This window comes from Allobosea sp. Root483D1, assembly GCF_001429505.1.
Lineage (GTDB): Bacteria > Pseudomonadota > Alphaproteobacteria > Rhizobiales > Beijerinckiaceae > Allobosea.
Genome location: NZ_LMJW01000018.1, coordinates 400,919 through 412,525 on the forward strand (window position 1 = coordinate 400,919; position 11,607 = coordinate 412,525).

At 67.9% G+C, this 11,607-nt stretch carries 11 protein-coding genes; 10 read left to right on the forward strand and 1 reads right to left on the reverse strand.

The features are described 5' to 3' along the window. Positions 1–20 precede the first annotated feature (20 nt). From ASE66_RS17265 to murB, 5 genes are all read left to right on the forward strand, one after another. Positions 21–482 (forward strand): cupin domain-containing protein, encoded by a 462-nt coding sequence (locus tag ASE66_RS17265; RefSeq protein ID WP_057190916.1) that lies wholly within the window; start codon positions 21–23, stop codon positions 480–482. Positions 483–616: 134 nt separating this feature from the next. Then, on the forward strand, positions 617–1,756 hold the full coding sequence (locus ASE66_RS17270; RefSeq protein ID WP_057190917.1) for an FtsW/RodA/SpoVE family cell cycle protein: 1,140 nt from the start codon (positions 617–619) through the stop codon (positions 1,754–1,756). After that, positions 1,753–2,853 carry an undecaprenyldiphospho-muramoylpentapeptide beta-N-acetylglucosaminyltransferase gene (gene murG, locus ASE66_RS17275; protein ID WP_057190918.1) on the forward strand — a complete coding sequence of 367 codons (1,101 nt, stop codon included), beginning with the start codon at positions 1,753–1,755 and terminating at the stop codon, positions 2,851–2,853. Before ASE66_RS17270 ends, murG begins: the two co-directional genes overlap by 4 nt. A gap of 21 nt (positions 2,854–2,874) precedes the next feature. After that, the gene (gene murC / locus ASE66_RS17280) at positions 2,875–4,287 is read left to right on the forward strand and encodes a UDP-N-acetylmuramate--L-alanine ligase (RefSeq protein WP_057190919.1); all 1,413 of its coding nucleotides are present in this window, start codon (positions 2,875–2,877) and stop codon (positions 4,285–4,287) included. Further along, positions 4,284–5,207 carry a UDP-N-acetylmuramate dehydrogenase gene (gene murB / locus ASE66_RS17285; RefSeq protein WP_057190920.1) on the forward strand — a complete coding sequence of 308 codons (924 nt, stop codon included), beginning with the start codon at positions 4,284–4,286 and terminating at the stop codon, positions 5,205–5,207. The genes murC and murB overlap by 4 nt, the downstream gene beginning before the upstream one ends. Here the strand turns inward: murB and ASE66_RS17290 are convergent. After that, on the reverse strand, positions 5,182–6,081 hold the full coding sequence (locus ASE66_RS17290; RefSeq protein WP_057190921.1) for a DMT family transporter: 900 nt from the start codon (positions 6,079–6,081) through the stop codon (positions 5,182–5,184). The genes murB and ASE66_RS17290 overlap by 26 nt on opposite strands. 104 nt (positions 6,082–6,185) lie before the next feature. Between ASE66_RS17290 and ASE66_RS17295 the strand changes: the two genes are divergently transcribed. From ASE66_RS17295 to ftsZ, 5 genes are all read left to right on the forward strand, one after another. Next, positions 6,186–6,704, forward strand: a complete 519-nt coding sequence (locus ASE66_RS17295) for a MarR family winged helix-turn-helix transcriptional regulator (protein ID WP_057190922.1) — start codon at positions 6,186–6,188, stop codon at positions 6,702–6,704. Between the two features lie 109 nt (positions 6,705–6,813). Then, a complete protein-coding gene (locus ASE66_RS17300; protein WP_057190923.1) occupies positions 6,814–7,728 on the forward strand; it encodes a D-alanine--D-alanine ligase in 915 nt (304 codons plus the stop codon). Positions 7,729–7,739: 11 nt separating this feature from the next. Continuing rightward, on the forward strand, positions 7,740–8,660 hold the full coding sequence (locus tag ASE66_RS17305; protein ID WP_244494960.1) for a cell division protein FtsQ/DivIB: 921 nt from the start codon (positions 7,740–7,742) through the stop codon (positions 8,658–8,660). Beyond that, positions 8,657–9,982, forward strand: coding sequence for a cell division protein FtsA (ftsA, locus tag ASE66_RS17310; protein WP_057190925.1), 1,326 nt, complete (start codon positions 8,657–8,659; stop codon positions 9,980–9,982). Before ASE66_RS17305 ends, ftsA begins: the two co-directional genes overlap by 4 nt. Before the next feature lie 129 nt (positions 9,983–10,111). Then, on the forward strand, positions 10,112–11,607 hold a 1,496-nt coding region (gene ftsZ, locus ASE66_RS17315), incomplete at its 3' end, for a cell division protein FtsZ (protein WP_244494961.1).

The following is an 11,607-nucleotide window of genomic DNA, read 5'->3' on the forward strand; positions in this document are numbered from 1 at the left end:
AGCAGCCGGGAAGGGCCCCCATGCCCAAGATCGACCTCGCAGCCGTGCCTGAGCGCAAAGGCTCGGGCTATCCGAAGCCTTTCGACGCGCCTTGCGCCGAACGCATCCGCAAGCGGCTCGGGAATGTCGGCGGCCTCAGCGATTTCGGCGTCAACCTGATGCGATTGCCGCCGGGCGGCTGGTCGAGCCAGCGGCACTGGCATTCGCATGAGGACGAGTTCGTCTACCTGCTCGAGGGCGAGCTGGTCCTGGTCGAGGACGAGGGCGAGATGGTGCTGCGCGCCGGCGACTGCGCTGCCTTCGCCAAGAACAGCGGCAACGGCCACCACATGATCAACCGCTCGGAGACCGCCGCGGTCTATCTCGAGGTCGGCAGCCGCCAGGCGGCCGACCTCACCACCTGCTCCGATATCGACATGATGAGCGCCAATGCCGACGTGCGCTTCGTGCACAAGGACGGCACGCCCTATCCGGAGGCTTGAGCTGCCTGTGCATGAGGGGCCGAGCCCATCGACAAGCCGACGATCGGAATCAATCGGTTAACCATTCATTGACAGAGTGATTCGCCGGAGCGGGCGCCTTCGATCTGCCTGCTCGTCGACGGAGCCTTGGAACGATGGTCTCGCGCGCAGAACCCAGCCTGAGCGGCCGCTGGTGGTGGTCGATCGACCGCGTCATCCTGACGACGCTGGTGACGCTGATGGTCTCCGGCGTAGTGCTGCTGATGGCGGGCGGGCCACCCGTCGCGGAGCGGCTGGGTCTGTCGACCTTCCATTTCGTCAACCGCCAGGTGGTCTATCTCCTGGTGGCGTTGGCGATCTTCCTCTCGACCTCGCTGCTGGCGCCGCGCCAGGTGCGGCGGATCGCGCTGGTCATTTTCGTGTTCGCTCTCGCCGGCGTGATCGGCACGCTCTACTTCGGCGTCGAGGTCAAGGGCGCCAAGCGCTGGCTGACGCTCGGGCCGCTCGGCTCGATCCAGCCTTCCGAATTCCTCAAGCCGGCCTTCGTCGTGCTCGCCGCCTGGGCCTTCGCCGAAGGCCATCGCCGGCCCGAGCTGCCGGGCACGATCATCGCCTTCCTGCTCTTGCCGATCACGATCGTGCCCCTGGTGCTGCAGCCGGATTTCGGCCAGACCATTCTGGTCACCCTGGTCTGGGCCGGGCTGTTCTTCGTCGCCGGCCTGCATTGGTTCTGGGTCCTGGGGCTCGGTGGCATCGGCGCCGTCGGCCTGTTCATCGCTTATGAGCTCGTCCCGCACGTGCGCGCCCGCATCGAGCGCTTCATGGACAAGGGCTCGGGCGACACCTTCCAGGTCGACACGGCGCTGGAGAGCTTTGCCCAGGGTGGCTGGTTCGGCAAAGGCCCGGGCGAGGGCACGGTGAAGCGTATCCTGCCGGACGCTCATACCGACTTCATCTTCGCGGTCACCGCCGAGGAGTTCGGCATCGTCGTCTGCATGGTGCTGGTGCTGCTCTTCGCGGTCATCGTGCTTCGGGCGCTGTTCGTGGCGCAGCGCGCCGAGGATCCGTTCGTGCGCCTGGGCGTCACCGGGCTTGCCCTGCTCTTCGGCATCCAGGCCGCGATCAACATGATGGTGAACCTGCACATGATGCCGGCCAAGGGCATGACCTTGCCGTTCATCTCCTATGGCGGCTCCTCATTGATCTCGCTGGCGCTGGGTACCGGCTTCCTCCTGGCGCTGACGCGCAAGCGACCACGCGCCGAAAGCTTCGGCGAGCCGGGGCGGCGCTCGTGAGCGCCGGGGAGCAGGCGCCGCTCGTCGTGCTCGCAGCCGGCGGCACGGGCGGGCATCTCTTCCCGGCGGAGGCGCTGAGCCACGCCTTGCACAGCCACGGCGCCAGAGTGGCGCTGATCACCGATACGCGCGCCGCCGAATACGCCGGCAACTTCCCGGCCGAGTCGATCCATGCGGTGCCGGCGGCGACGCCCTCGGGCAAATCGCCGATCGCCATGGCGAAAGCAGCGTTTGTGCTCTTGCGCGGCGGTCTGGCGGCGCGCCAGGCGATCAAGCAGCTGAAGCCCGCCATCGTCGTCGGCTTCGGCGGCTATCCGACGGTGCCGCCGGTCTATGCCGCGGCGCTGATGGGCGTGCCGACCATGGTGCACGAGCAGAACGCGGTGATCGGCCGGGCCAACCGCTTCCTCGCCAGCCGGGTCAAGGCTATCGCCACCGGTTTCGCCGAGGTCGGCGGGTTGACGCCGGAACAGGCGGCAAAATGCACGCAGGTCGGCAATCCCGTCCGGCCGGCGGTGATCGAGGCGGCCTCGCCCTATGCCGAGCCGGAAGGGCGGCTCAACCTCCTCGTCTTCGGCGGCAGCCAGGGCGCGCGGGTGATGGCCGATATCGTGCCGCCAGCTATGCAATTGCTCTCGCCGGAGGAGCGCAGCCGCCTGTCGATCGTCCAGCAGGCGCGGGCCGAAGACGATGAGCGCGTCAGGAAGATCTATTCCTCGCTCGGCATCAAATTCGAGCTTGCGCCCTTCTTCAAGGACATGCCGGCGCGGATGGCGGCGGCCCAGCTGGTGGTCGCGCGCTCCGGCGCCTCGACCGTCGCCGAGCTCACGGTGATCGGCCGGCCATCGTTGCTCGTGCCGCTGCCGGGCTCGCTCGACCAGGACCAGGCGGCCAATGCCGGAGTGCTCGCGAGAGCTGGCGGGGCGATGATGATCCTGCAGAACGATTTCTCGCCCCGGCGGCTCGCCGCCGAGCTTTCCGTGCTGCTCGCCGAGCCGTTGCGCTTGACGGCGATGGCTCAGGCCGCCAAGAGCGCGGGCATACCGGATGCGGCCGACCGCCTGGCGCGGCTCGTGCTGCAGACCGCCCGGAACTGACTTTTCAGGACGCGATACATCATGAAACTGCCGCCGAAGCTCGGCTCCATCCATTTCGTCGGCATCGGCGGCATCGGCATGTCCGGGATCGCCGAGGTGCTGCACAATCTCGGCTACAAGGTGCAGGGCTCGGATGCCTCCGACGGCGCCAACGTCAAGCGCCTCGCCGAGAAGGGCATCAAGACCTTCGTCGGTCACAAGGCCGAGAATATCGGCGAGGCCGAGGTGGTCGTGGTCTCGACCGCGATCAAGCGCGACAATCCCGAACTGATGGCGGCGCGCGAGCAGCGCCTGCCCGTGGTGCGCCGCGCCGAGATGCTGGCTGAGCTGATGCGGCTGAAATCTTGCGTCGCCATTGCCGGCACGCACGGCAAGACGACGACGACCTCGCTGGTCGCGACCTTGCTCGAAAAGGGCGGACTCGACCCGACCGTGATCAATGGCGGCATCATCAACGCCTACGGCACCAACGCCCGCATGGGCGAGAGCGACTGGATGGTGGTCGAGGCCGACGAATCCGACGGCACCTTCCTGAAGCTGCCGGCCGACGTCGCGATCATCACCAATATCGACCCGGAGCATCTCGACCATTTCGGCTCGTTCGAGGCGATCAAGGCGGCCTTCCGCGCCTTCGTCGAGAACCTGCCCTTCTACGGCTTCGCGGTGATGTGCATCGACCATCCGACCGTGCAGGAGCAGGTCGGCCAGATCGAGGATCGCCGGGTCATCACCTACGGCGAAAACCCGCAGGCTGACTTCCGCCTGCTCGACATCGACCTTACGGGCGGCCAATCGAAGTTCACGCTGCTGATCCGCGACCGCAAGCGCGGCCGCGAGGAGGTGGTGCGCGACCTCGTCATGCCGATGCCGGGTCATCACAACGCGCTCAACGCCACCGCTGCGATCGCCGTCGCCTATGATCTCGGCGTGCCGGTCGAGCAGATCCGCGCCGGGCTCGCCGGCTTCGGCGGGGTCAAGCGCCGCTTCACCAAGACCGGCGAATGGAACGGCGCGCTGATCTTCGACGATTACGGCCACCATCCGGTCGAGATCGCCGCTGTGCTGAAAGCCGCGCGCGCCTCGACCAAGGGCAAGGTGATCGCGGTGATGCAACCGCATCGCTACAGCCGCCTGGCGAGCCTGTTCGCCGATTTCGCCGCCTGCTTCAACGATGCGGATTCTGTGATCATCGCCGATGTCTATGCCGCCGGCGAGCAGCCGATTCCGGGCATCGACCGCGATTCGCTGGTGGCGGCGATCAAGGCGCGCGGCCATCGTCATACGCTGCCGCTCGAATCCTCCGACAAGCTCGCCGGCATGGTCGCCGAGCTGGCAGGGCCGGGCGACTACGTCGTCTTCCTGGGCGCGGGCAACATCACGCAATGGGCTTATGCGCTGCCGGGGGATCTCGCGGCCCTGGGGACTTCCCGGTGAGCTTTCCCGATCTGACCCCCGACATCCTCGCTGCCGCGCCCGAACTGCGCGGACGGCTTCTCGCCAATCAGGCGATGGCGGGGCTGACCTGGTTCCGCGTCGGCGGGCCGGCGCAGGTTCTGTTCACCCCGGCGGACGAGGCCGATCTTGCCTATCTGCTCGGCAAGCTGCCGGCCGAGATCCCGGTCACCGTGGTCGGGCTCGGCTCGAACCTGATCGTGCGCGATGGCGGCATTCCCGGCGTGGTCATTCGCCTCGCCGGCAAGGTCTTCGGCGAGATTGCCCGCGAGGAGGGCGACCGGCTGCGCGCCGGGACGGCTGTTCCGGACGTGAAGGTGGCGCGCGCTGCGGCCGACGCCTCGCTCGACGGGCTCGCCTTCTATCGCGGTATTCCCGGCTGCATCGGCGGGGCGTTGCGCATGAATGCCGGCGCTCATGGCGGCGAAACCACCGACGTTCTGGTCGAGGCGCGGGGCGTGACGCGCGCCGGTGAGATCGTCACCTTCTCGCATGCGCAGATGGGCTTCAGCTACCGTAACTCGACTGCGCCGACCGACATGATCTTCACTTCGGCGCTGTTCCAGGGCCGGCCGGGCGAGCAGGCAGAGATCCTGGCCGAGATGGACCGGGTGACCTCGGCGCGCGAGGCGGCGCAGCCGATCAAGGAACGCACCGGCGGATCGACCTTCAAGAACCCGGAAGGCGGCAAGGCCTGGCAATTGATCGATGCTGCCGGCTGCCGTGGCCTGCGCATCGGCGGGGCGCAGGTCTCCGAGATGCACTGCAACTTCCTGATCAACACCGGCGGCGCGAGCGCCGCCGATATCGAGGGGCTGGGCGAGGAGGTCCGCCGCCGGGTCAAGGACAATTCAGGCTACGAGCTGCACTGGGAGATCAAGCGCTTTGGTGTTGCGGCCTGACCGACGCAGCTGCATCGCCGGACTTGCGCCGTGACAGCATGATGCCGGCGACGGTCGAGCCGAAGATGATGGCGATGCCGAGCCATTGCTGGGCGTTGAACCATTCATTGAGCACGGCGGCGCCGAGGAAGGTCGCGACCAGCGGGCTGAGCAGGCTCAGGAAGGCGACGCCCGTGCCGATCGTGGCGATGCCGCGCACCCAGAGCCAATAGGCGAAGGCGGTGCCGATCACGACCAGATAGGTCAGCCCGGCGAGGTTGCGCAGGGTCGGCACGGGCGGCAGGCCCTCGACGGCGAGAGCGACCGGCAGGAGCAGGAGCCCGCCGAGGGTGAGCTGCCAGGCGGCGAGCGCGAGCGGCGTGCCGACCTTGCCCCAGCGCTCGATCAGCACCGTGCCCGTCGCCATCGAGGCGGCGCCGACGAGCGCGGCGGCGACGCCGATCGCGTCGAGCTTCACCGTATCGTCGATGACGAGCAAACCAACGCCGACCGTGCCGGCGAGGGCGGCGAGCACCTGTCCAAGGCCGGGCCTGCGTAGCAGCAGCGGCCAGGCGAGGAAGGCGACGAGCAGCGGCTGCATCGAGCCGAGCGTCGCAGCGAGCCCGCCCGGCAGGCGCGAGGCGCTGAGGAAGAGCATGCCGAAGAACAGGCCGATATTGGCAAAGCCGATGATGGCCAGCGGCAGGAGCTTGTCGCGCGGCGGCAGGCCGGGGCCGAGCAGCATCAGGAGGATGCCGGCCGGCAGGGCGCGCAGCGCTCCGACGAGCAGCGGGTGCTCGACCGGAAGCGTCTGGGTGAAGACGACATAGGTCGAGCCCCAGAGGATGGGCGCCAGGATCGTCGCGAGCAGGATGCGGGTCTTGGTGTCGGCCATGATGGCCTCCCTTTGCATCGAGGGGTGCTTGCGGTAATATAATTCGACAAATGATAATTCGATATCGAATTACTTGATAGCGGATAATTAGGCGCAGGATTTCCATGAGTCAAGCTGACGAGGTGAACGGGCAGGGCGGGCCACTGGATTCGATTCTGGCGCAGTGGCGAGTGGCGCGACCCGACATCGATCCCAGTCCCATGGCGGTCTGCGGTGCGGTCTGGCGCGCGGGCGAGCGGATTCGCCAGGGACTGGCCGGCAATCTCGTTGGAGCCGAACTCGACTTCGCCGGCTTCGACGTGCTGATGACCTTGCGCCGCCAGGGCGAGCGCGGCGGCTCGCTGACGCCGTCCGAGCTCGCCAAGGACATGATGCTCTCGACCTCGGCGATGACGAATCGGCTCGACCGGCTGGAGAAGCGTAGGCTGATCGCACGGCAGGCCGATCCGCAGGACAGGCGGAGCTTGCGCATCCTGCTGACGCCAGAAGGATTCGCGCTGATCGAGCGGCTTGTGGTCTCGCATGTGGCGACGGAGGAGGCGCTGATTTCGGCGCTCAACCAGGCCGAGCGCGCGCAACTCAAGGCCCTGCTGGCCAAGGTCGCGGCCGCGGAAGGGGAGTGAGTCCGGCGCGCAACAGCTGCCGGGTATTAACCGGCGGGGTCCATCGTTAACGCGTCGTTAACCATGTCGGCTCAGGTTCGCACCCATAAGTTCGGTGTCGGGAACCTTGATGAGCAAGCATGTCGCAGTGCTGATGGGCGGGTGGTCCGTCGAGCGTGAGGTCAGCCTCAGCAGCGGCGCGGCCTGTGCTCGGGCGCTGGAAGGCGTCGGCTATCGCGTCACGCGCGTCGAGGTCGGCCGCGACGTTGCCGAGGTGCTGGCGAAGCTGAAGCCCGATGTCGCCTTCAACGCGCTGCACGGCCGCTTCGGCGAGGATGGCACCATCCAGGGCGTGCTCGAGATCCTCGGCATTCCCTATACCCATTCCGGCGTGCTCGCCTCCTCGCTCGCCATCCGCAAGGACAAGGCCAAGATGGTCGTGTCCGCTGCCGGTGTGCCGGTGGCGCACGGCGTCAATGTCTCGCGCTTCGAGGCAGCGAAACGGCACCCTCTGCCACCACCCTATGTGATCAAGCCGATCGACGAGGGCTCATCGGTCGGGGTGGTGATCGTTAAGAAAGGCCGCGAGCACCCGCCCCAGGAGATCGCCCGGCCGGACTGGCCCTGCGGCGAGACCATGCTGGCCGAAACCTTCATAGCCGGGCGCGAACTGACCTGCGCGGTGATGGACGGCAAGTCCTTGGGGGTAACGGAGATTCGGGCGGCGACGGGCGAGTTCTACGACTACGACGCCAAATATGCCAAAGGCGGTTCAATCCACATCTGCCCGGCTCAAATTTTACCGAATATTTACCAGCGGATCGAAGAGTGTGCGTTAACGGCGCATCAAGCAATCGGGTGCCGCGGCGTCAGCCGTTCAGACTTCCGCTACGACGACGAGAGCGACACGCTCGTCTGGTTGGAAGTCAACACGCAGCCGGGCATGACCGAGACTAGCCTGGTGCCCGAATTAGCCGCCCATGCGGGCATGAATTTCGGTGAGCTCGTCAGATGGATCGTGGAGGACGCCTCCTTGAATCGGTGAAGGTGGGATCGGTGTTCACCGGTGCCAACCTGCCGATGCGCGCGACGGGGCCTCAGCTCCTCGTCGGCGAGCGCTCGCGCCGCTGGTTCCGCGGCTCGCGCCGCAGCGCCGTCGCGGTGCCGCTGGCCGAGCGGCTGCCGAGCGGCATCGGCTCCTTCCTGGCGATCGGCTTCCTGGCGCTCGCGGGCGTGAGCGGCGCGGTCCTGGGCGGCCACTACGAGACCTTCCGCGAGAATTATGGGGAGCCCAGGCATGCGTTCGCCCGGCTCGTCGGGCTCGGCATCGACCGTATCACCATCTCGGGCCTGAGCGGCCTCTCCGAGATCGAGGTCCTGGTCGCCGCCGGTATCGACCCCAAGATCTCGCTTGCCTTCTTCGACGCTGACGAGGCGCGCAAGCGCCTCGAGGCGACGCCGATGATCCGCGAGGCCTCGGTCCGCAAGCTCTATCCCGGCGAGATCGCGATCAACCTGACCGAGCGCGAGCCCTATGCGCTCTGGCAGGTCAAGGGCGAGCTCTTCCTGATCGCCCAGGACGGCACCGTGATCGACAAGATGGACGATGGCCGCTTCGCCTATCTGCCGCTGGTCGTCGGCCCCGACGCCAACAAGCGGGCGAAGGAATACATCACGCTGCTCGGCGAGGCCGGCTCCTTCGGCTCGCGCATCCGCGCCGGCAGCCTGGTTGCCGGTCGTCGCTGGAACCTGAAGCTCGACACCGGCGCCGACATCAGGCTGCCGGAGCAGGGCGCCGGCGCTGCGCTGAAGCGCCTCGCCAGCCTCGAGCAGGATTTCCGAATCAGTGAGAAGGACCTGATCGCCATCGATATGCGCCAGCCTGACCGCGTGACCATGCGTCTGACCGAAGAGGCCGCGACGACGCGGTTCGAGCAGCTCAAGAGCAAGACCAAGAAGAAGGGCGGCGAGGCATGAGCTTGATCTCGCAAGGCCTGACCCCGCGGATGCGGCCACTGTCGTCGCGCAAGAGCGCGACCTTGTCGATTCTGGACATCGGTACGAGCAAGGTCGTCTGCCTGATCGCCGAGCTGAACCCGGCCGAAGCGAATGAGCGGCTGCGCGGGCGCACCCATGTCGCGCGCATCATCGGCATTGGCCATCAGCGCTCGCTCGGCCTGAAGGGCGGTGCGATCATCGACCTCGAAAGCGCCGAGCGCGCCATTCGCGCCGCGGTCGACGCGGCCGAGCGCATGGCCAAGGTCGAAGTCCAGTCGGTCATCGTTAACCTGACCGGCGGCCGGCTGAACTCGCAGCACTACCAGGCCAGCGTCGATCTGCGCGGCGGCTCGGTCGGCGATTCCGACGTGAAGCGTGTGCTCGCCGCGGCGGCGACCCATGCGATCCGGCCGGGCAAGGCCGTGCTGCATGCGCTGCCCACCGGCTACGCGCTCGATGGCTCGCCGGGCGTGCTCGATCCGCGCGGCCTGATCGGCGGCTCGCTTTCTGTCGACATGCATGTCGTCGCTTCCGAAGCGGCTGCGGCGCGCAACGTCATGCTCGCGGTCGAGCGCTGCCACCTCGAGGTCGAGGCGGTGGTCGCGACCCCCTATGCGGCGGGCCTTTCCGTTCTGGTCGACGACGAGGCCGAGATGGGCGTCGTCGTGGTCGACATGGGCGGCGGCACGACCTCGCTCGGCGTCTTTTCCGGCGGGCACCTGACTCATGCCGACGCGGTCGCGGTCGGTGGCAACCACATCACCATGGACGTGGCGCGCGGGCTCTCGACCCGCGTCTCCGCCGCCGAGCGGCTGAAGACGCTGCACGGCTCGGCGATCGCCAGCCCCTCCGACGAGCGCGACATGATCGCGGTGCCGCAGGTCGACGACGACGAGCGCGACATGCCGAACCATCTCTCGAAGTCGCATCTGGTCCGGATCATCAAGCCGCGCGTCGAGGAGATCCTCGAATTGGTGCGCGACCGGCTGAAGTCGGCCGGTTTCTCGGCCGAGGCCGGGCGGCGCGTCGTCCTGACCGGCGGCGCCTGCCAGCTCACCGGCATGCCGGAAGTGGCGCGGCGCGTGCTCGGCGGCCAGGTCCGCACCGGCCGCCCGCTCGGGATCAAGGGTCTGCCGGAAGCGGGCAAGGGCCCGTCCTTCGCGGCGGCGGTCGGCCTGCTGGTCTATCCGCAGGTCGCGCATGTCGAACATTTCGAACCGCGGGCAGGGGCGTCGTTCTTCGCCCATGCGACCGACGGCTACTTCTCCCGCGTCGGCCGCTGGCTGCGCGAGAGTTTCTAGAGTTGCGGCCCGCGCTACCGAAAGGCTGGCGCGGACCGGGGTGAGTTTTAGCAGAACGGGGCTCCGGCCCCTGGCGTGGAAGACGGGACGGCCCGCCAGGAGCCGGACAAGACAGTGAAAGAGGCAATCATGGCGATGAACCTGCAAGCCCCGGACATCCGGGAACTCAAGCCCCGGATCACCGTGTTCGGTGTCGGTGGCGCCGGCGGCAATGCCGTGAACAACATGATCGAGGCCGGCCTCGATGGCGTCGATTTCGTCTGCGCCAACACCGACGCGCAGGCGCTCGCACTCGCCCGCGCCCCGCGCATCATCCAGATGGGCCTCCAGGTCACCGAAGGCCTCGGCGCCGGCTCGCAGCCGGAAGTCGGCCGCGCGGCGGCGGAAGAGGTGATCGACGAGATCCGCGATCATCTCGCCGGCGCACACATGGTCTTCATCACCGCCGGTATGGGTGGTGGCACCGGCACGGGCGCGGCCCCCGCGATCGCCCGCGTCGCCCGCGACATGGGCATCCTGACTGTCGGCGTCGTCACCAAGCCGTTCCAGTTCGAGGGCCAGCGCCGCATGCGCATGGCCGAGGCCGGAATCGGCGAGCTCAACGAAGCCGTCGACACGCTGATCGTGATCCCGAATCAGAACCTGTTCCGTGTCGCCAACGAGAACACCGGCTTCGCCGATGCCTTCGGCATGGCCGACCAGGTGCTCTACTCCGGTGTCGCCTGCATCACCGACCTGATGGTCCGTCCCGGCCTGATCAACCTCGACTTCGCCGACGTCCGCGCCGTGATGCGCGGCATGGGCAAGGCGATGATGGGCACCGGCGAGGCCCAGGGCGAGAAGCGGGCGCTCTCGGCCGCCCAGGCCGCGATCAACAACCCGCTGCTCGACGACGTCTCGATGAAGGGCGCGCGCGGCCTGCTGATCTCGATCACCGGCGGTCGCGACATGAAGCTCTACGAGGTCGACGAGGCCGCCACCCGCATCCGCGAGGAGGTCGACTCCGAGGCCAACATCATCGTCGGCGCCACCTTCGACGAGGCACTGGAAGGCACGATGCGGGTTTCGGTGGTCGCCACCGGCATCGACAAGCCGATGAGCGCCCATGGCGAGCTCGACCCGACCGAAGCCCGCATCGCCGAGGTCGCCGAGCGGCTGAAGGCCGAGGCCCGGCTGCGTTCGGCCGTCCCGAACGTCCGCACCTCCGCCATGGCTGCTCCGGCGCCGATGCCGGCTCCCGTGGCCGAGTACGTGGCTCCCGAGCCGGTCCGCGCTCCGGCCCCCACGAGCTTTGCCGCCGATCTCCGCATCGAGCCGGCCCAGCCGCGTCCGGCGATGATGGCTCCGCCGGTCGTCGAGACTCCAGCCCCAGAAGCGTCGGTGCCGCATTTCGAGGACAGCTTCATCCCGCCGGTTCCCGAGCGCGCCGTGATCCGCCCGACCCGCATGCCGCGCGTCGAGGACCTGCCGCTGCCGGCTCAGCATCAGATCGCGCAGAGCCGCGGCGCGGTGGCCGCTCCGGCACCGGCCTCGGTCGAGCAGAAGCGCATGTCGCTGATGCAGCGCCTGGCCTCGGTCGGCTTCGGCCGGAAGGAGGACGAGCACGAGATTCCGATGGCGCCGCC